Raw genomic sequence first — 19,244 nt, 5'->3', positions numbered from 1 at the left:
GCGGAGGCGCGCGGGGTCCCGGCCGCGGGCTCTCAGGTGCCCGGCCGCACCGGATCGGACCGGGCGGATCAGACCGGGCAGGCCGTGCCGCCGGGGGGGATCGAGGCGTCGGCGAGGTAGCGGCTGAGCTGGTCGACGGCGCAGCCGGATCCCCACAGTGCCCCGTGCCCCACCCCTTCCCAGGTCACGGTGGACGCGGGCGACCCGGTGCGCGCGATCGCCGCCGACACCGAATCGACCGCGCCGGCGCCGACCACGGTGTCGGCGGCGCCGGAGAACAGCAGAACCGGCACGTCGAAGCCCTCGGGCGGATCCGGCTCCTGGTGGGAGGGCCAGGACGAGCAGGTGAGCATCCGGACCGCGGCGTCTGCGCCGAACACGGGGTACTTGTCCGCCCAGTCGGTCTGCGCGGTGTGCGATTGGTCCGGAGTGGCGGGGGGCGGGGCGTCGCTGCATCGGGCCACGAATCCGCCGCTGGTGATCGCCTGCGCGTCGGCGAAGACGCGCAGCGTGTCGACGTCGCCGCCGGCCGCCCCGCCGATGAGGTCGCCGAGCCTGGCCACCCGCCGGTCCCAGGGCAGCGCGGCGTCGGCCAGCGTCTGGCGGACCACGGTGAGCACCGATCCGTCGCTCACCCCCCGGATGAGGCCCATCTGCGCCGAGGCGACCAGGGTGTCCAGCGTGCGCGCCGGGTCGGGCCCCGCGGCGCAGTCCGTGGCGGTGCAGTCGGAGACGAAGCGGGCGAACGCGGCCTGGCCGGACTGGGCCCGGCGCTCGGCGGTGGTCGCGGCGTCGACGCGGAACGGGCCGGGCGAGTCCATGGCGACGCGTGCCAGGTGCCCGGGCAGGTTCGCCTGATAGGCCATCGCCGCGTCGGATGCGTCGCCCAGGGTGAGCAGGTCGATCTTGTCGACGCCCCAGTAGTTGCGGAGCGTGTCGATGTCGGAGGCGGCATGCACGGCGTCGAAGGCGTCGACGGCCGGACGCAGCACGTCGGTGCACGAGACGGTCACGCGGTTGACGGTGTCCATCATCGACTGCGCGCGGGCGACCGGATCGCCGCCACGGCCGGCGGCGGTGAGGTCGGCGGCGTCGGTGTCGGCGAAGCAGGCCGGGTCCGTCGACGGGCCCGTTCCGCGCCGGTCGACGGCGACCACCGGGCGCGCGTCCACCACCGGGCCGCCCGTACCGGTGGCGAGGCCGGCGAGGGCGCTGCGCGACGACTGGCCGCTGCCCGCCATCAAGACCAGCGGGGCCGCATCTTCTGGGGTGGCCGCGGTGCGTGCCCGGGTCAGGTCGATGCCGACGTCCGACTGCGAGGTGGCCGGGTCCAGAGGGCCGGTGATGGTCGCGCACTCGATGACGAGCCCGTCCGGCCCCGGCGGCAGTCCCGCGGTGGGGTCGGTGCGGCACGGCCGCCAGCGCGGCTCCTTCTGCGGGACCCCGGCCTGCGGAGGCGGAGGAGGCGCGGAGGTGGTCGGCTCGGCGGGCGACCCCTGGGCCTGGCCGGCGACCGCGTAGTCCGGCGGGATCGACGGACCCGCCGCGCACCCCGACAACGCCAACCCCACGAGGGCGATCCCGGTCAACGGGTACTTGCCTGATCGACGCACCCCACGAGCGTGCCAGTAACTCGCGCTCACCGCTCGCCCCGGTCCCTGGCCACGGTCCAGCGGGTGAACAACGCGCCGTCGTCGTCGGCCAGGAGGTGCCGGCGGGACAGCGACGCGGGCGTCGCGGCCGGGCCCACCGCCATGCGCGGCGCGTTGCCCCCGACCAGCATCGGAGCCAGCGTCAGGCACAGCTCGTCCACCGCGCCTGCGGCGAGCAACTGGCCCGCCAGGTTGGGCCCCCCCTCGCACAGGACTCGGGGCAGCCCGCGGCCGGCCAGCAGCGGCGCGATGCGGGCGACGTCGGGCCGTGGAGCGGCGGACGATGCTCCGCCGGCCATGCCGGACGAGCCGGGGCGCTCCGGGAGCACCACGACCTCCGCGCCCGCCCCCGACAATGCGCGGACGCGGGCCGGGTCGGCCGACGCGGAGACGAGCACGAGGGGCGGGACAGCGGTGTCGTGGAAGACGCGGTGCCCCGCGTCGATGCGGGCCGACGCGCTGACGACCGCGATGCGAGGCGTCTCCGGCCGGCCCGCGGCGGCGCGCTGTCGCCGGATCGCGGCGGGGATCCGCGCGCCGCCGTAGTTCTCGGTGCGCACGGTGCCGGCGCCGACGACGATGACATCGGCCAGGCTGCGCAGAAGCCCGAACACGCGGCGGTCTCCTGGGCCGCCGAGCCTTCCGGACCGGCCGTCGACGGCCACGGCGCCGTCGACGCTCGTGATGAAGTTCATCCGCAACCAGGGGCCGGTCGTCTCCGGGTAGGCGTACAGCGCGGCCAGCCCGTCGGCGGAGATGCGGCCGGCGGCCGGTGCCGCGCCGCCGCGCGGGAGGCCGTCGGCACCGTCGGCCCGGACGTCCAGGGCTGTGAACTGGGTCGCATTACTGTCACGGTGCACGGGGTCGATCACATCACATCGCTTAAACTGCCGTAATGCTCCAGCACCTCGTCGACCGCAACCCCCAGGTCCCGTCGGACCAGCTCGTGGGCCAGCTCACGCCGCCGGCGATGTTCGATGACGTCAGCTTCGCCTCGTACATCCCGGACCCGGCGGAGCCGTCGCAGACCGAGGCCGTGCAGGCGGCCGAGAAGTTCGCGAGCGCGCTGGGCGACAAGAAGGGCAAGCGGGGCCTGTTCGGCCGCAAGGGCAAGACGACGGCCGGCTCGGGGCTCTACCTCGACGGCGGCTTCGGAGTCGGCAAGACCCACCTGCTGGCGTCGGTCTACCACGCGGCCCCGTCGCCCAAGGCGTTCGGCACGTTCGTCGAGCTCACCCATGTGGTGGGCGCGCTGGGCTTCAACAACGCGGTCGAGCAGCTCTCGGGGCACAGCGTTCTGTGCATCGACGAGTTCGAGCTGGACGACCCGGGCGACACGATGCTGATTTCGCGCTTGTTGACCGAACTCTCCGCCCAGGGGGTGTCGATCGTCGCCACCTCCAACACGCTGCCCGGCCAGCTGGGGGAGGGGCGTTTCGCCGCCCAGGATTTCCTGCGCGAGATCCGCAGCCTGTCGTCGATCTTCCAGACGATCCGGGTGGACGGGCCCGACTACCGCCACCGCGACCTGCCCCCTGCGCCCGAACCGGTGACCTCGGAGCGCCTGCATGAACTGGCCGAGGCAACGGACGGCGCCAGCCTGGACGGGTTCGACGATCTGTGCGACCACCTGGCCAAGCTGCACCCGTCGCGGTTCAAGAATCTGGTGGAGGGGGTGCCGGCGGTGTTCATCGACGGCGTGCACGCTGCCCGCGACCAGGCGGTGGCGCTGCGGCTGGTGGTCCTCGCGGACCGCCTCTACGACGCGGGGGTCCCGGTCACCGTGGCCGGCGCCCGGCTCGACGAGATCTTCACGCAGGAGATGCTCGCCGGTGGCTATCGCAAGAAGTACCTGCGTGCCACCTCCAGGCTGCTGGCGCTCTCGCGCTTCAGCGTCGCCTCGGCGGGCTGAGCCGCGGAGCCGAGCGCGTCGGCGGGGAGTATGACCGCCGCTATACCGCTCGTGTCATCACATAGTCGTCGTGCACGCCCGCGCCGACCTGCAGCGTCTTGGTGCCCGCGACGGCGAAGCCGTGTTTGCGGTAGAAACGCTGCGCCCGCGCATTCTCCTGGTTCACGCCGAGCCAGGCGCCGGCGTCGCCCCGGGCGCGGCATGACTCCAGCACGGCCCGCATGAGCGCGCCCCCGACGCCGGTACCGTGTGCGGCGGGCGCGGCGTAGAACTTGCTGATCTCCGTGGCAGGGAACCGCGTGATGAGCCGGGCGATGGCCGGGTCGGCGGGCGGGGTGTGGATCAGCATCGCGTATGCGATGGCGCCGCCGCCGTCGCGCGCAAGGAGCAGGGTGCGTTCCGGGTCGGCCAGATATCCGGTGAACCTGGCGGCGGACAGGTTCTGGTCGACGTAGACCCGGACGTCCGCTGCGGTGACGCCCGGTGGGCACGCCAGCGGGAACGTCGCCGCGGCCAGCGCGGCCAATTCGTGGGCGTGCGCCGGCCCGGCGCGGACGATTCCGGAATCGGCCTGCAGTGCCATGCAGGCCATCATGGCACTCGTCAGTCGTCGTCCGATCCGCGGCACCGCAGCACGATGATCGCGATCAATGCCGCCACGGCGCCGACGCCGATCAGCGGCAGGGCGCGCTTGAGCACCGCGCCGCGGGCGAACTCGGACAGGTCCAGCGCCTCCGCCTCCCGAGGCGGCGGGGCGGTGGGGCGGACCGTGGGCCGCGCGCCGTCCGCGGTGGAAAGCGGCGCCGCCGCGCCGCCTGCGCCTCCGCCTCCCGACGCCGCCGTTTCGCCGCTGGAGGCCCCCACGCCGCCCGGGGTGCCGCCGTCCGCCGCGCCCGCAGCGCCTTCGTCGACGGCGCCTCCGGCCGCAGCGCCCGGCTCCTCCGAGCCGGCGAGGGAGTCGCCCAGGTTGGCGGCGAACTGCTCGAGGATCTTGCCGCCCACCTCCGCGATCATCCCCCGGCCGAACTGCGCAGGCTTCCCCGTGACGGTGAGGTCGGTGGTGGAGGCGCCGGTGGTCCGCTGCCCGTCGCCGGTGAGTTTCAGAGTCACGGTGGCGGCAGCGGTCCCGTTGCCTTTGGCGTCCTTCCCGGAGGCCTTGATCACCACGGTGTGCGTGGCCTCGTCGGTCTCGATGTACTCGCCTGTGCCCTTGTATTGCATCGCCACCGGGCCCAGCTTGACCTTGACCTTGCCCTTGAACGTCTGGCCTTCCACCCCGGTGAGGGCGGCGCCGGGCATGCACGGCGCCACGCGCTCGGGGTCGAGCAGCGCCTGCCAGACGTCGTCGACCGACGCCGGCACGGTGAATGAGTGCTCGAGTTCCACTGCGACTCCTCCTTTTACAGCACGATGATGTGTGCGGGTATGCCGACCGTCCTGCGCCGGACGTGCCCGCGGGATCGACGTTTGCGCGTCACACGCCCGCGGCGGCGGTCACCGCTCGTGCGGTGAGGACCTCCGCCAGGTGCGTCCGGTACTGCTCGTCGGCGTTGCCGTCGGCGGTGGGGCGGGTGCCCTCGCCCGCGTGGGCGGCGGCCTCGCGGATCGTGGCGGCGTCGGCCGGCCGCCCCACCAGCGCCTCCTCGACCCCGCGTGCACGCAGGGGGACGGACGCCATGTTGGTCAGCGCCACCCGGGCCTCGGAGATCCGCCCGTCGGACACCTCGAGCGCGGCTGCGACGGCGACGATCGCCCAGGCCTGCGCGGTGCGGTTGAACTTCTCGTAGTGCCCGGTCCACCCCGTGTGCTTGGGCACGCGGATCTCGACGAGGATCTCGTCGGGCGCCACCGCGGTGGTGAACAGATCCTCGAAGAACTCGCCCGCGGGGACCTCCCGGCGCCCGCGCGGGCCGGCGACGGTCATCGTCGCGTCGAGGGCGAGCGCGGGCGCGAGGAGGTCGCCGGCCGGGTCGGCGTGGGCGAGGGCCCCGCCCAGGGTTCCGCGGTGCCGGATCTGCGCGTCCGCGACGGTGGCCGCGGCCTCCGCCAGCAGCAGCGCGTGCCGGCGCACGAGCGGGTCGTGCAGGACGTCGTGGTGGGTGGTCATCGCCCCGATGGCCAGCGCGTCGCCGTCGTCGCGCACGCCGCGCAGCTCGGGGATGCGCCCCAGGTCCACCACCACCGCCGGGTCGTTCATGCGCAGGCGCAGCACGGGCATGAGGCTCTGGCCGCCGGCGATGATCTTGGCGTCGTCGCCGGCGTCGGCCAGGGCGCGCAGCGCGTCGTCCAGCGTCTCCGGGGAGGTGTAGTCGAATGCGGAGGGGATCATCGTGCACCTGCGCCTTCCTGGATGGCCTTCCACACACGCATCGGCGTGCACGGCATGTCGATGTCCTTGACCCCGAGGTGGCGGACGGCGTCGAGCACCGCATTGACCACCGCCGGAGTCGATGCGATGGTCCCGGCCTCGCCCACGCCCTTGACGCCGAGGATGTTGCTGGTGGCGGGCGTCTCGGTGCGGTCGGTCGTGAACGAGGGGAGGTCCGCCGCGGAGGGGAGCAGGTACTCGGCGAACGAGCCGCTGAGCAGCGTGCCGGACTCGTCGTAGGTCGCCTCCTCGAACAGCGCCTGCGCGATGCCCTGGGCGAGGCCGCCGTGGACCTGCCCCTCCACGAGCATCGGGTTGACCACGGTGCCGACGTCGTCGACCGCCACATACGAGCGGAGCCCCACCCTGCCCGTGTCGGTGTCCACCTCGACGGCGCACAGGTGGGTGCCGTGCGGATACGAGAAGTTCTCGGGATCGTAGGTGACCTGCGAGTCGAGGTTGGGCTCGACGCCGTCGGGCAGGTCGTGCGCCGCGAACACGGCCAGCGCCACGTCGGTCACCGCCACCGACTTGTCTGTGCCGCGCACGCGGAAGCCGCCGTCGGCGAAGTCGAGGTCGTCCTCGGAGCACTCCATCATGTGTGCGGCGATGGGCCGTGCCTTCGCGATCACCTTGTCCACAGCATGTGCGACGGCCACGCCGCCGACGGTCAGCGACCGGGAGCCGTAGGTGTCGAGGCCTTTGGGCGAGGACTGGGTGTCGCCGTGGATGATCTCCACGTCCTCGAACGGCACGCCCAGCCGGTCCGCCACGAGCTGGCTGAAGCCGGTGACGTGCCCCTGGCCGTGCGGGGAGATGCCGGTGACCACCTCGACCTTGCCGGTGGGCAGCATGCGGATCGAGGCGTGCTCCCAGCCGCCGGCGCCGTAGTCGAGGGAGCCGAGGACCCGCGACGGCGCCAGCCCGCACATCTCCGTGAAGGTGGATACCCCGATGCCCAGCTGCACGGCGTCGCCGCGTTCCCGCCGCTCCGCCTGTTCGCGGCGCAGCGCGTCGTAGTCGAACAGCCCGCGGGCCTTGCCGGTGGCGGCCTCGTAGTTTCCGGTGTCGTAGGTCAGTCCCGCGACCGTGGTGTGGGGGAACTCTTCGTGCGCGATCCAGTTTTTCTCGCGCACCTCCAGCGGGTCCATGCCCAGCTCGAACGCGAGCTCGGACATCATCCGCTCGATGGCGAAGGTGGCCTCCGGGCGGCCGGCGCCCCGGTAGGCGTCGGTGGGGACCTTGGTGGTGAAGATCGGCCTGCAGGTGAAACGGTAGGCGGGGATCTTGTAGATGCCGCTGTACATGAACGCCCCGAGCACCGGGATGCCCGGGGAGATCAGCCGCAGATATCCGCCCATGTCGGCCAGCAGGTCCACCTTGAGGCCGGTGAGCGTGCCGTCGCGGCGGGCGGCTACCGTGAGCCGCTGGACCTGCGCGCGACCGTGATGTGCGGCCTGCATGGTCTCGCTGCGCGACTCGGCGTACTTGACCGGCTTGCCCAGGCGCCGGGCGGCGAGCAGCGTGAGCACCTCCTCCGGCGTCACCTGCAGCTTGCCGCCGAAGCCGCCGCCCACGTCGGGGGCGATGACGCGGAGCTTGTGTTCGGGCAGGCCCAACGTCATGGCCAGCATCAGCTTCAGGATGTGCGGAATCTGCGTGGCGGACCACATGGTGATCTGCTCGGCGGTGGGGTCGACGACGACGGCCCGCGGCTCCATGAACGCCGGGATCAGGCGCTGCTGGTGCAGGGTGCGGCGCACCACGATGTGGTCGGGCGAGTCCTCGGCCTCGGCGATGGCCTGGTCGACGTCGTCGCCGGTGCCCGCCTCCACGGAGTCGAACGTCCACGTGGCGCAGACGTTGGTACCGAGGTCCTCGTGCACGAGAGGAGCGCCGTCCGCCGCGGCCTCGTCGAGGTCGAGCACCACGGGAAGGTCCTCGTAGTCCACGTCGATGGCCTCGAGCGCGTCGTGCGCCTCGTAGTCGCTGCGGGCGACGACGACGGCCACCGCGTCACCGGCGAAGTTGACCGTGCCGACGGCCAGCGACGGCGCGGGCGGCGTGAGCATGTCCGGGGTGATCGGCCACGCGCACGGCAGGCTGCCCTGCTCCTCCGCCAGGTCCGCGCCGGTGTAGACGGCGACGACACCCGGCATGTCGCGCGCCTCGGAGACGTCGATGCCGGTGATGCGCGCGTGGGCGAGCGGGCTGCGGAGCACGGCCATGTGCAGCATGCCCGGCAGCGTGATGTTGGCGGTCCAGCGCGAGCGCCCGGTGATCAGGTGCGCGTCCTCCTTGCGTGGACGCGACCGGCCGATCTCGCCGGAGTGGGCCTCGGGTTCGGCGACGGAGGTCATCGGGCACCTCCCGACCGTGCGGCGGATTGTTCGTGCATGCGGCCCGCTGCATCCTGTACCGCACGGACGATGTTCTGGTACCCGGTGCAGCGGCACAGGTTGCCCTCGAGCCCCTCACGGATCTCCTGCTCGTCGGGGTCCGGGTTCTCGCCGAGCAGGTCGACGGACTGCATGATCATGCCCGGCGTGCAGTACCCGCACTGCAGAGCGTGATGCTCGTGGAACGCCTCCTGCACCGGGTGCAGCCGTCCGTCGCGCGCCAGCCCCTCGATGGTCGTCACCTCATGCCCGTCCGCCTGGACGGCCAGCACCGAGCAGGATTTGACGCTGCGCCCGTCCAGATGCACCGTGCAGGCGCCGCAGTTGCTGGTGTCGCAGCCGGACACGGTGCCGACCTTGCCGATCCGCTCGCGCAGATAGTGCACCAGCAGGGTGCGCGGCTCCACATCGTCGGTGTATCTGGTGCCGTCGACCACAACAGAGATGCGCATGGAAACCTCCGGCTTGACGCGGGTGTGAGGAGTGTCACTGCCCAACTCTTCCCCGGAACGGGTCGGAGGACAACCGGATCGGCGAAATTCGCGGGGCGCCCGCGCCTTCCGGCCGCCGGCCGCCCCGGTCACGCGCCGTGTATCGGGCCGTCCGAATGCGTGAGGCGCGCGCCGGCGGCGCCCCAATGCAGCTGGATGATCTCGGCGGCGATGGCCACCGCCGTCTCCTCCGGGGTGCGTGCGCCCAGGTCCAGGCCTATCGGCGAGCTCAGCGCGGCGAGCTCGTCCTCGGCCATGCCGGCCTCCCGCAGCCGCGAAAGCCGGTCGTCGTGCGTGCGCCGCGAACCCATCGCGCCCACGTAGGCCAGGTCCAGCCGCAGCGCCACCTCCAGCAGCGGCACGTCGAACTTGGGGTCGTGCGTCAGCACCGTGACGACGGTGCGGCGGTCCACGCGCCCCGCCTCGGCCTCGGCGGCCAGGTACCGGTGCGGCCAGTCGGTGACCACCTCGTCGGCCTCGGGGAACCGGGTGCGGGTGGCGAACACGGCCCGCGCATCGCACACCGTCACCCGGTAGCCGAGGAACGCGCCGATGCGCGCCATGGCGGCGGCGAAATCGATCGCGCCGAACACGAGCAGCCGCGGCGGCGGCCGGAACACGTTGACGAACACCGACAGGCCCTCGCCGCGGCGCTGACCGTCCGGCCCGTAGTGGAGCGTGCCGGAGCGGCCGCTGTCGAGCTGTCCGCGGGCGTCGTCGACGACGGCGTCGTCGACGCGCCGGGATCCGAGAGTCCCGGTGGCGCCGTCGTCGTAGACGAGCATGTGGCGCCCGATCAGCCGGGGATCGGGATGGCCGGTCACGGTGGCGACCGCGAGCGGCACCTCGTCGCGCACCGCGTCGATGGCCTCGCGCAACTCGGCGTAGCTCCGCGTGTCGACGCGCTCGACGAAGATGTCGATGATGCCGCCGCAGGTCAGACCCACCGCGAACGCGTCCTCGTCGGACACGCCGTAGCGCTGGAGGACGGGGGTGCCGTCGGCGATGGCCTGCTCGGCCAGCTCATACACCGCCCCCTCGACGCACCCGCCGGACACGCTGCCGGTGACCGTGCCGTCCTGCGCCACGAGCATGGCTGCGCCCGGATCGCGCGGCGACGAGCTGAAGGTGCCCACCACGGTGCCCAGGCCCACCGGCTCGCCCGCGCGGTACCGCCGGTCCAGTTCGTCCATCACGTCACGCATCACGCACCTCCACGAGCAGCCGCTGCAGGGTGGCCAGGCTGTGCCCGGCCAGAAGTCGGTCCACGTGCGGCAGGGCGGCCGCCATCCCGGACTGGACGGGCCGGTAGCCCGCAGCGCCCGCGTGCGGGTTGACCCAGATGATCGCGTGGGCGAGCCGGTGGAGCAGGGCCACCTGGTCTCCCAGCAGGGAGGCGTCGCCGCGTTCCCATCCGTCGGAGAAAACGACCACCGTCGCACCCCGGGCCAGGCCGCGGCGTCCGTGCCTGTCGAGGAAGACGCCGAGCGTTTCGCCCAGCCGGGTGCCGCCAGCCCAGTCGGGGACGGCGCGGCCCGCCGCGGCCAATGCCGTCTCCGGATCGCGTGAGCGCATCGCGCGGGTGAGCCTGGTGAGGCGGGTGCCCAGTGAGAACACCTCGGTGTCGGTGCGGCCGCCGCGGGCGGTCCGCCCGTGTGCGACCGCGTGCGCGAAGCGCAGCAGCGTGTCGGCGTACGGCCCCATCGAACCCGAGACGTCGATCAGCAGCACCACGCGCCGCGGGCGGCGGGCGCGCCGATGGTGGTCCGGCCGGACGGGCTCGCCCCCGGCGGCGAGGGTGCGCCGCAGCGTGCGGCGGGGGTCCACCGGGCCCGTGCGGGAGGGCCGCCGGCGCAGGGCGGGCCGCGTCGGCGGTGCGACGCGCAGCCCGGCCAGCATCCGGTCCAGGTGGGCACGCTCGGCCGCGGTCAGCTCCGCGATGTCGCGGTGGCGCAGGATCTCGGCGTCGCCGGCCGCGACGTGCAGCGCGTCCCCGTCGGCGTCGTCCCTCCGGTCGGCGCTGCCCCGGGACGCGGGGGAGAGCCCGGCGATCCGGGCCTCGCGGACGCGCCCGCCGCGCGCCGCGACGGGCGGGGGAGCGTCACCGAACCAGCTTTGGAAGGCCAGGTCGTAGACGGGGATGTCCTCGGGGCCCCGGCACAGTGCGGCGCGACCCGCCCAGTAGACCTGACGCCGGTCGGCCAGCTCCACCGCCCCCAGCGCGCGCACGTAGCGGTCGGCGGCGTCGGTGCCCACGGGCACTCCCGCCGCGCGCAGTACTCGCGCGAAGCCGACGGCCCCCGCAAGCGGCTCGGCCGATCGTCCCTCACAGCCCATGTGTGCATTGTCACCCGTGCGCGGCGAAGAGGGGAGGGATCGGTGCCGGGAGAGGTCAGCGGGCGAGGATGGAGTCGAGTCCCTGACGGGCCACCCTGTCGAGGTCCTCGCGGTATTTGAGCACCGCGCCGAGCGTATCCGCGGCGGACTGCGCGTCGAGCGCGTCCCGGCCCAGGGCGGACAGTGCGCGCGCCCAGTCGAGCGATTCGGCGACGCCGGGCGGCTTGAGCAGCTCCATCCGCCGCAGCGCCTGCACCGCGGCGGCCACCTGGGAGGCGAGCGCCTCGTCGATGCCGGGTATGCGCCGCCGCAAGATCGCCACCTCCTGGGGCAGGTCCGGGTGGTCCAGCCAGTGGTACAGGCACCGGCGCTTGAGGGCGTCGTGCACGTCGCGGGTGCGGTTGGAGGTGAGCACCGCCAACGGCGGAGTGGCCGCGCGCACCTCGCCGTACTCGGGGATCGAGACGGTGTTCTCGTCGAGCACCTGCAGCAGGAACGCCTCGAACTCGTCGTCGGCGCGGTCCACCTCGTCGATCAGCAGGACGCACGGCGCATCCGTCAGCGCCTGCAGCAGCGGCCGGGCAAGCAGGAAACGCCGGGTGTAGAGCGAACGTTCGGCCGCGTCGGGGTCCAGGTCGCCCGCCGCCTCCAGCGTCCGCAGATGCAGCAGCTGCCGCGGGAAGTCCCAGTCGTAGAGGGCCTGGGCGGCGTCGATGCCCTCGTGGCACTGCAGCCGGATGATCGGCAGACCCAACGCCTCGGCCAGCGCGGTGGCCAGCGACGTCTTCCCGGTGCCGGGCTCGCCTTCGCAGAACAGCGGACGCTGGAGCCGCAGCGCCAGGAACGCCGCCACCGACAGGCCTTCGCCGGCGAGGTAGCCGGTGGCATCGAGGGCTTCCGCGAGCTCCGTGGGCGAGCGAGGGTCGGTCACGGTGCGAGCCTAGGTGACCCGTCCGTGGCGCCGCAGGGCATCGGGAGTGTCCGCGTCGTCGCCGGTGGCGAGGTCGTCGCAAGCGACGGGCTGCACGTCGGTGCGGCTGCTCAGCCAGGGGCCGGCGCCGCGGTCGCCGTGCACGGCGGCGAGAAGCGCGGCCCAATGCCGGCGGCCGACGAGGACGGGATGGCCGGGCCGCCCGGCGTAGGTGGCGCGCGCCAGCACGCCGCGGGGTTCCCGGGTGGTCGTGTCCAGCATCCGGGTGACGACGTCGCTCCCGACGTCCGGCAGGTCCACCAGATGAATCAGCGCCGCCTGCGGTGCATCGGCGCCTGCAGGAACGGCGCGGAGGCCGGCGCGCAGGGACGCGGAGACGCCGGACTCCCAATCGTCGGCGATTACCGCCTGCACGCCGGGCGGCATCAGAGCGGCCGCCTGTCCGGCTCCGGCCCCGAGCACGACGAACACGGGAGCGCATCCGCCCTGCGTGAGCGCCCGGACGGCGCGTGCCACCAGCGGCTCGCCGTCGAGCCTGGCGAGCGCCTTGGGCCCGCCGAAACGGTCGCCCCGCCCCGCCGCCAGCAGCACCCCGGCGGCGCGCATCACGGCGCGGCCCGGGTGCCGGACGCGGCCGAGGACGCGCGCGGCGTCCCCCTCCGCCTGCGGAAGGCCGGCGCCAACGCGGCGAGAACCAGGGCGAACAGCAGCGGCAGGACGAACGCGACCCGGAGGTTGCTCAGCGCTGCGACGCCGCCGACCATGCCGCCGCCGATGATCGTGCCCGCATAGTTGAACAGGTTGATGCGGGCGATGACGGCGTCCGCCTGCCCGGGGGCCAGCCGCCCGGCCGCGCCGAAGCACAGCGGCGCCACCAGCGGCGCGCCCAGCCCGACGATGAGGAACCCGGCGAGCGCCATCGGGACCGACTGCGCGGCCACCACGAGCACCAGCCCGACGATCGCCACCGCCGCGCCAGCCCGCACCACGGCCGTCTCCCCGAAACGTCGCACCCACAGATCGCCGGTGAGCCGCGAGATCAGCGCTGCCACCTGGTAGGCGGCCATCGCCAGGGCGGCCGTGCCGGAGTCGGCGAGGACCACATCCGTCATGAACAGTGCGGACCAGTTGCCCACGGCGAAGTCGATCCCGTAGAACAGCGCCATCGCGGAACCCAGTGCGAGGAACGGCCAGAGCGGGATCCGCGGTTGCCCCGCAGATGCCTCGGGGGACGGCTCCGCGGCGGCGGTGGGCCGGAAGAACCGGGGGGACACGGCCGCCGCGGCGACCGCGACGAGGCCGACGCCCGCGAAGAGCGTGGTGCGCAGCCCCAGGTCCATGCCGGAGAATGCGGCCACCAACAGGGCGCCCGCGATCGCACCCACGCTCCAGGCCGCGTAGAACGACGACATGATGAAGCGGCCCGCACGGTGCTGGAGGGCCACGCCCTGCATGTTCGTCGCAGCGTCCACCATGCCCAGCCCCACCCCGTACACGGCGAAGCCTGCGACGAACACGCCGATCCCCGGCGAGACGGCCACGGCGATGACGGCGGCGACGATGACGGCGAACCCGGTGCGCAGCGCCACGCGGCTGTCGGTGCGGGAGGCGAGCGACTCGGCGAGCAGGCTGCCCGCGCCGGCGATCACCGAAGCGAGGACCACCACGCCGACGATGGCGGCGTCGGCCAGACCGAACCGGTCGCGGAACTGCGGCAGCAGGGTGAGCAGCATCGACAGCGTGAATCCCTGAAGCCCGAACGCCACCGAGACGGCGATGCGCGGCCGCCGGATGCCGCCGTGCCCGGACCCGCCGGTGCCGCCGTCCGCCTCCGGCGCGTGCGCGGGCGGATTTGTTCTCGAGTGCTCGGGCGGGGGTGTGTCCAGGGGGCCGGGCGGAGTGCTCACCCGTCGATTGAACCACCGCGGCAGCGACGCGCGTCACAGTGCCCGGGCGTAGTCGGTCATTTGTCCATGTAGGCCTGGAGCCGGCGTCCGGGGATGCGGGGAGCGCGACAGCCGGGGGATGCGAAAACCCCGCGCCCTTGTGTGGCGCGGGGTTCTCCGGATGGAGCGGACGACGGGATTCGAACCCGCGACCCCAACCTTGGCAAGGTTGTGCGCTACCAGCTGCGCCACGTCCGCATACTGCACCGACGGTGGCCGGATGTCCGACACGCTCCGTGGTGCGAGGAGAACATTAGCCGACTCGGGCGCCGGTGCACAAAGCGGGCCCCTGCCTGTTCGCGAACCGCGACCTGATTCGGGGCGTGGTGCCCGACGGGAAAGATGCACAAACCCGGGGAATGGGTGTGCAGGACAAAAAGACCGGGCACCCTGGATGGGGTGCCCGGTCTTCGTGGTGCGCGATACTGGGATTGAACCAGTGACCTCTTCCGTGTCAGGGAAGCGCTCTCCCGCTGAGCTAATCGCGCCAGATCTCACTGCGAGGTGGAGACGGGAATCGAACCCGTGTTCACGGCTTTGCAGGCCGTTGCCTCACCACTCGGCCACTCCACCGCGAGGGTTTGCGGACCCTCTCGAGCGGACGACGGGATTCGAACCCGCGACCCCAACCTTGGCAAGGTTGTGCGCTACCAGCTGCGCCACGTCCGCATGCCCCGTTGGAGGCCCAGCTGTCGGCTGCGCTCTCCGTGGTGCGATGAGAACACTAATGGACTGCGTCGCAGATGCACAAATCGACTGGTCACGGTGTGCTCGTTGCGTAGCGGCGGGGGTCCTGACCGGCCGCGCACTCCTGCTGGAAGCGGCCGCACGATGCGGAGCGGCCGGCGCGGAGTGCGCAGTGCCGGCCGATGCCCTCCGGATGACCACTGGGCCCGTCCCGTCCGGAGTCCTTGCGTGCCGGAGGGCGTGGCACGGGCGGCCGAATGTGCGCCCCGCAATGCCACGCGCCCCGGCGGATCGCGCGCTGGCCTGGCGGTTTCACCACCACGAGCCGACCGTGTTAGTGTTCCTCCTCGGAACGGCCCGCGGATGCGGGAACGTTCGCGGTCCCGTGGCTCAGTGGAAGAGCGTCCCGTTCACACCGGGAAGGTCGCTGGTTCGAACCCAGCCGGGACCACAGTGGGGGGAGCGCAGGCCACACGGCCTGCGCTTCTTTTTTCGCGTCCGCTCGCGCCCACCCGGAGCTTTTCCGGTTCCACCGGATTCTTCTTCGCATCCGCACGGGATCGGGATTGCGCGCCGAACCGTGCGGCGGCCGGTCAGTCTCCCGCCGCCGCGCGCAGCCGCGCCGCCATCGTGCGCATGGTCGCGCGCAGGGACTCCGGTTCCAGCACTTCGACCGGAGCCTCGAACGTGGAGAGCTGAAATGCCAGCCAAGCGAGGTCCCCTGTGCTCGTCGTCAGAACGGACTGCCCGGGCGCTTCGTCCTCCACGGTCGCCGCGTGCTGCGGGACGACCCGGCGCACCGCGTCCGCGGACAGTCCCACACGCACACGTGCCCGCACCTCGTCCCGGCCGCCCAGGACCGACTGGCGGATGTACGCGCCGGGGTCGGGCGCCGGGCGCGGCGCGAAGGTGAAGGTCGTCGTGTACAGCGAGTCGGCGGTGACCCGGTCGAGGCGGAACGTGCGCCAATCGTCGCGCGCGAGGTCGTAGGCCATCAAGTACCAGCGCTGGTGCATCGACACCACGTGGTAGGGCTCCACGTCCCTCTCGGATGCGGCGCCGGTGCGGTCCTGGTAGGAGAACCGCACCCGTACCTTCGTCCGGGCACCGCGCGCGAGGCCCAGCAGGACCTCGGGCCGCACCGTTTCCGGGCCGCGGGGGAGCGCGGAGGTGGATCCGGCCAGCGCCGAGACCACGGGACGCAGGCGGGCGGGCATCACCTGGTCGAGCACGGTGAGCGCGCGCAGCGAGTCCTCGCCCAGCCCTTCGATGCCCGTGCCGGCGGCCAGCCGCAGGCCGACGGCGACGGCGACGGCGCTGGCGTCGTCGAAGACGAGCGGTGGCATCGCGCTGCCGGAGGCCAGCCGGTATCCGCCGCCGCGGCCGTGGGCGGACTCCACCGGGTAGCCGAGTCCGCGGAGCCGGTCGATGTCGCGGCGCACCGATCGGTCGGTGACCTCGAGGCGGCGCGCGAGCTCCGCCCCCGACCAGTAGGGACGGGCCTGGAGGAGGCCCAGGAGCCGGAGCAGTCGCGCAGCGGTGTCGCTCATGGATCCACGATCGCACAGATATGCGGACCGATACTGTCCGCTAAGGGGTCGACGGTGGGTGATGCAAGGCAAATCGATCCACGATTTCCAAGGAGTGCACGATGCCGTTCCTCACCCGAACCATCACCAGCGAGAACGACGGGTTGTCCGCGTTCGCGGCGCAGCAGCTGCGGCAGATCGCGGCGAGCCTGCATGGTCTGTCCGACGAGCAGATCCGGTCCACCCCGAGCGCTTCGGGGATGAGCCTCGGCGCGCTCGCGCGGCACGTGTTGTTCGTGTCCTCGAAGGGGCTGCTCGCGCAGCTCGACCCGGAGTTCGTACCGGACTCCGGCGCGTACGACGACGCGGATTGGGCGGCCGGCGGCATCCTGCCCGGGGCCGTGCGTCCCGGCGACACCGCGCAGGTCCTCATCGACGAGCTCCGGGCGCAGGCCGACTGGGTCGAAAAGCACCTGGCGACCGCCGACCTCGAACGGCCGGTGCCGGTGCCGGACCAGCCGTGGTTCCCCGACGACCTCGACTCCTGGCCGATGCGCTGGGTGGCCCTGCATGCTGTCGAGGAGTACGCCCGGCACGCGGGGCACGCGGATATCCTCCGCGAGTCGATCGACGGCAAGGGCGCCTACGAGCTCAACGATCTCGCGGACGGCGTCGCCGCTCCGGTCGCCTGACACCCGGCGCCGGTGGCGGGCCGCGTCCGCCCGTCACCGGCGCCGTATCCGCTGCGGGCGGCACTCGGGCGCGCCACCTGCAGCGGCGCGCCCGAGTACCGATACGATCGTACGGATAGGCGGCTGCCGGGTATGCAGTCGCCGCGACGAGCGAGTAGGAGCCCCGCAGCCGTGTCTTCCGGAGCCGTGAACAGCCTTGCCGCCCCGACCGTCCGGGTCCCGGCCGGGACGTCCGTCGGAAGGGCGGTCCACGATGCGGGCCTGCCGGGGAAGGGGCCCGACGCGATCGTCGTCGCCCGCGACGGCGACGGACAACTGCGCGACCTGGCCTGGGTGCCGGACGTCGATGTCGAGGTGGAGGCCGTGGCCGCAGATACGGAGGACGGCCGCAGCGTCATCCGCCACTCGTGCGCGCACGTGCTCGCCCAGGCGGTGCAGCAGGAGTTCCCCGAGGCCAAGCTGGGCATCGGCCCGCCCATCGAGAACGGCTTCTACTACGACTTCCAGGTGGCCGAGCCGTTCACCCCGGAGGATCTCGCCCGCCTCGAGAAGCGGATGAAGAAGATCATCAAGGGTTCGCAGCGGTTCTCCCGCCGGGTCGTCGAGGACCTGGACGACGCCCGTGCGGAGCTGGCGTCCGAGCCGTTCAAGCTCGAACTGATCGACGACAAGTCGGGCATCGACGACCCGGAGGTCATGGAGGTCGGCGGCAAAGAGCTGACCATCTACGACAACCTGGACCCCCGCTCCGGCGAGCGGGTGTGGGCGGATCTGTGCCGCGGCCCGCACATCCCCACCACCAAACACATTCCGGCCTTCAAGCTCACCCGCAGCTCGGCCGCGTACTGGCGCGGCGACCAGAGCCGGGAGGACCTGCAGCGGGTCTACGGCACGGCCTGGGAGTCCACGGAGCGCCAGGACGAGTACCTGGAGCTGCTGGCCGAGGCGGAGAAGCGCGACCATCGCCGGCTGGGCGCGGAGCTCGACCTGTTCAGCTTCCCCGACGAGCTCGGCTCGGGGCTGCCGGTGTTCCACCCGCGCGGCGGGATCGTCCGCAAGGAGATGGAGGACTACTCGCGACGACGGCACATCGAGGAGGGCTACGAGTTCGTCAGCACCCCGCACATCACCAAGGGCAACCTGTACGAGGTGTCGGGCCACCTGGACTGGTACCGCGAGGGCATGTTCCCGGCGATGCACCTCGACGCCGAGTACAACGAGGACGGCACGCTGCGCAAGCCGGGGCAGGACTACTACGTCAAGCCCATGAACTGCCCGATGCACAACCTGATCTTCCGCTCGCGCGGCCGCTCGTACCGCGAGCTGCCGCTGCGGCTGTTCGAGTTCGGGTCGGTGTACCGGTACGAGAAGTCGGGCGTGGTGCACGGCCTCACCCGCGTGCGCGGGATGACGCAGGACGACGCCCACATCTACTGCACCCGCGAAGAGATGCGCGCGGAACTCACCCGCACCCTCGAGTTCGTGCTGGACCTGCTCAAGGACTACGGCCTCGACGAGTACTACCTGGAGCTGTCCACCAAGGACCCGGACAAGTACGTCGGCGACGACGCCACCTGGGAGGAGGCCACCGAGACCCTGCGCGAGGTGGGCGAGGCCTCCGGCCTGGAGCTGGTGCCGGACCCGGGCGGCGCGGCGTTCTACGGTCCCAAGATCTCCGTGCAGGTCAAGGACGCGCTGGGGCGCAACTGGCAGATGTCGACCATCCAGCTCGATTTCAACCAGCCCGAGCGTTTCGAGCTCGAGTACACCGGGTCCGACGGCGCCAAGCACCGCCCGGTCATGATCCACCGGGCGCTGTTCGGCTCCATCGAGCGGTTCTTCGGCGTGCTCACCGAGCACTACGCGGGCGCCTTCCCGGCGTGGCTCGCGCCGGTGCAGGTGATGGGCATCCCCGTTGCGGAGGCCTTCGAAGAGCACCTGTTCGACGTGGCGTCGAGGTTGAAGAAGGCGGGCCTGCGCGCCGAGGTCGACATCTCCGACGACCGCATGCAGAAGAAGATCCGCACGCACACCACCCAGAAGGTGCCGTTCATGCTGCTGGCCGGTGAACGCGACGTGGAGGCCGGCGCGGTGAGCTTCCGCTTCCGGGACGGCACCCAGGTCAACGGGGTGCCCGTGGACGACGCCGTCGCGCTCATCACCGGGTGGATCGGTAGGCGCGAGAACGCCTCGCCCACGGCGGAACTGATGCAGGCGGCGCCGCGGCCACAGCAGGGGAAGGCCCCGGAGTGACGGGTGAGAATCCGGCGGTGCGGCAGGACCGCCCGGCCGATGCGGGC

General features: G+C 72.5%; 16 protein-coding genes and 5 tRNA genes. 4 read left to right on the top strand and 17 right to left on the bottom strand.

The window, feature by feature from the left end; all coding sequences use genetic code 11:
• Window positions 1–68: 68 nt before the first annotated feature.
• Both FO059_RS09930 and FO059_RS09925 read right to left on the bottom strand, forming a co-directional pair.
• Window positions 69–1,613, bottom strand: coding sequence for an alpha/beta hydrolase (locus tag FO059_RS09930; protein ID WP_143908418.1), 1,545 nt, complete (start codon window positions 1,611–1,613; stop codon window positions 69–71).
• A gap of 26 nt (window positions 1,614–1,639) precedes the next feature.
• On the bottom strand, window positions 1,640–2,512 hold the full coding sequence (locus FO059_RS09925; protein ID WP_233266950.1) for a pyrimidine reductase family protein: 873 nt from the start codon (window positions 2,510–2,512) through the stop codon (window positions 1,640–1,642).
• Between the two features lie 35 nt (window positions 2,513–2,547).
• Here FO059_RS09925 and zapE point away from each other — a divergent pair, with 35 nt between their 5' ends.
• Window positions 2,548–3,564, top strand: a complete 1,017-nt coding sequence (gene zapE, locus FO059_RS09920; protein ID WP_143908414.1) for a cell division protein ZapE — start codon at window positions 2,548–2,550, stop codon at window positions 3,562–3,564.
• 40 nt (window positions 3,565–3,604) lie between these two features.
• On the opposite strand, the gene FO059_RS09915 is transcribed toward zapE, so the two are convergent.
• From FO059_RS09915 to FO059_RS09850, 14 genes are all read right to left on the bottom strand, one after another.
• Entirely contained in the window at window positions 3,605–4,147 is a 543-nt protein-coding gene (locus tag FO059_RS09915; RefSeq protein ID WP_143908412.1) for a GNAT family N-acetyltransferase, read from the bottom strand.
• Between the two features lie 20 nt (window positions 4,148–4,167).
• The gene (locus tag FO059_RS09910) at window positions 4,168–4,950 is read right to left on the bottom strand and encodes an SRPBCC family protein (RefSeq protein WP_143908410.1); all 783 of its coding nucleotides are present in this window, start codon (window positions 4,948–4,950) and stop codon (window positions 4,168–4,170) included.
• 88 nt (window positions 4,951–5,038) lie between these two features.
• The gene (locus FO059_RS09905) at window positions 5,039–5,893 is read right to left on the bottom strand and encodes an FAD binding domain-containing protein (RefSeq protein ID WP_143908408.1); all 855 of its coding nucleotides are present in this window, start codon (window positions 5,891–5,893) and stop codon (window positions 5,039–5,041) included.
• Window positions 5,890–8,292, bottom strand: a complete 2,403-nt coding sequence (locus tag FO059_RS09900) for a xanthine dehydrogenase family protein molybdopterin-binding subunit (RefSeq protein WP_143908406.1) — start codon at window positions 8,290–8,292, stop codon at window positions 5,890–5,892. Before FO059_RS09900 ends, FO059_RS09905 begins: the two co-directional genes overlap by 4 nt.
• A complete protein-coding gene (locus tag FO059_RS09895; RefSeq protein ID WP_143908404.1) occupies window positions 8,289–8,783 on the bottom strand; it encodes a (2Fe-2S)-binding protein in 495 nt (164 codons plus the stop codon). Before FO059_RS09895 ends, FO059_RS09900 begins: the two co-directional genes overlap by 4 nt.
• Window positions 8,784–8,911: 128 nt before the next feature.
• The gene (locus tag FO059_RS09890; RefSeq protein ID WP_143908402.1) at window positions 8,912–10,027 is read right to left on the bottom strand and encodes an XdhC family protein; all 1,116 of its coding nucleotides are present in this window, start codon (window positions 10,025–10,027) and stop codon (window positions 8,912–8,914) included.
• Complete coding sequence (locus FO059_RS09885; RefSeq protein WP_143908400.1) at window positions 10,020–11,159, bottom strand: vWA domain-containing protein; 1,140 nt, start codon at window positions 11,157–11,159, stop codon at window positions 10,020–10,022. Before FO059_RS09885 ends, FO059_RS09890 begins: the two co-directional genes overlap by 8 nt.
• A gap of 55 nt (window positions 11,160–11,214) precedes the next feature.
• Window positions 11,215–12,090 (bottom strand): AAA family ATPase, encoded by an 876-nt coding sequence (locus FO059_RS09880; RefSeq protein WP_143908398.1) that lies wholly within the window; start codon window positions 12,088–12,090, stop codon window positions 11,215–11,217.
• 9 nt (window positions 12,091–12,099) lie between these two features.
• Window positions 12,100–12,696, bottom strand: coding sequence for a nucleotidyltransferase family protein (locus FO059_RS09875; protein ID WP_199257094.1), 597 nt, complete (start codon window positions 12,694–12,696; stop codon window positions 12,100–12,102).
• Window positions 12,696–13,997, bottom strand: coding sequence for an MFS transporter (locus FO059_RS09870; protein ID WP_268892882.1), 1,302 nt, complete (start codon window positions 13,995–13,997; stop codon window positions 12,696–12,698). Before FO059_RS09870 ends, FO059_RS09875 begins: the two co-directional genes overlap by 1 nt.
• Before the next feature lie 161 nt (window positions 13,998–14,158).
• Window positions 14,159–14,234: transfer RNA gene (locus FO059_RS09865), tRNA-Gly, on the bottom strand.
• Between the two features lie 215 nt (window positions 14,235–14,449).
• Window positions 14,450–14,524, bottom strand: a tRNA-Val gene (locus tag FO059_RS09860).
• Window positions 14,525–14,538: 14 nt separating this feature from the next.
• Window positions 14,539–14,609: transfer RNA gene (locus tag FO059_RS09855), tRNA-Cys, on the bottom strand.
• 23 nt (window positions 14,610–14,632) lie between these two features.
• Window positions 14,633–14,705, bottom strand: a tRNA-Gly gene (locus tag FO059_RS09850).
• 397 nt (window positions 14,706–15,102) lie between these two features.
• Here FO059_RS09850 and FO059_RS09845 point away from each other — a divergent pair.
• A tRNA-Val gene (locus FO059_RS09845) sits at window positions 15,103–15,174 on the top strand.
• Between the two features lie 142 nt (window positions 15,175–15,316).
• Here FO059_RS09845 and FO059_RS09840 read toward each other — a convergent pair.
• On the bottom strand, window positions 15,317–16,273 hold the full coding sequence (locus FO059_RS09840) for a helix-turn-helix transcriptional regulator (protein ID WP_143908394.1): 957 nt from the start codon (window positions 16,271–16,273) through the stop codon (window positions 15,317–15,319).
• A gap of 101 nt (window positions 16,274–16,374) precedes the next feature.
• On the opposite strand from FO059_RS09840, the gene FO059_RS09835 reads away from it, so the two are divergent.
• Both FO059_RS09835 and thrS read left to right on the top strand, forming a co-directional pair.
• On the top strand, window positions 16,375–16,944 hold the full coding sequence (locus FO059_RS09835; protein WP_143908392.1) for a mycothiol transferase: 570 nt from the start codon (window positions 16,375–16,377) through the stop codon (window positions 16,942–16,944).
• A gap of 171 nt (window positions 16,945–17,115) precedes the next feature.
• Entirely contained in the window at window positions 17,116–19,197 is a 2,082-nt protein-coding gene (gene thrS / locus FO059_RS09830; protein WP_372497896.1) for a threonine--tRNA ligase, read from the top strand.
• Window positions 19,198–19,244: the final 47 nt, after the last annotated feature.

The organism is Tomitella fengzijianii, from assembly GCF_007559025.1.
Classification (GTDB): domain Bacteria; phylum Actinomycetota; class Actinomycetes; order Mycobacteriales; family Mycobacteriaceae; genus Tomitella; species Tomitella fengzijianii.
This window is presented reverse-complemented; position numbering and strand designations above follow the sequence as displayed.

Coding starts and splice junctions, on each gene's coding strand:
- zapE (WP_143908414.1), top strand. CDS start 2,548: ATGCTCCAGCACCTCGTCGACCGCAACCCCCAGGTCCCGTCGGACCAG.
- FO059_RS09915 (WP_143908412.1), bottom strand. CDS start 4,147: ATGGCACTGCAGGCCGATTCCGGAATCGTCCGCGCCGGGCCGGCGCAC.
- FO059_RS09905 (WP_143908408.1), bottom strand. CDS start 5,893: ATGATCCCCTCCGCATTCGACTACACCTCCCCGGAGACGCTGGACGAC.
- FO059_RS09900 (WP_143908406.1), bottom strand. CDS start 8,292: ATGACCTCCGTCGCCGAACCCGAGGCCCACTCCGGCGAGATCGGCCGG.
- FO059_RS09895 (WP_143908404.1), bottom strand. CDS start 8,783: ATGCGCATCTCTGTTGTGGTCGACGGCACCAGATACACCGACGATGTG.
- FO059_RS09890 (WP_143908402.1), bottom strand. CDS start 10,027: ATGCGTGACGTGATGGACGAACTGGACCGGCGGTACCGCGCGGGCGAG.
- FO059_RS09885 (WP_143908400.1), bottom strand. CDS start 11,159: ATGGGCTGTGAGGGACGATCGGCCGAGCCGCTTGCGGGGGCCGTCGGC.
- FO059_RS09875 (WP_199257094.1), bottom strand. CDS start 12,696: ATGCGCGCCGCCGGGGTGCTGCTGGCGGCGGGGCGGGGCGACCGTTTC.
- FO059_RS09840 (WP_143908394.1), bottom strand. CDS start 16,273: ATGAGCGACACCGCTGCGCGACTGCTCCGGCTCCTGGGCCTCCTCCAG.
- FO059_RS09835 (WP_143908392.1), top strand. CDS start 16,375: ATGCCGTTCCTCACCCGAACCATCACCAGCGAGAACGACGGGTTGTCC.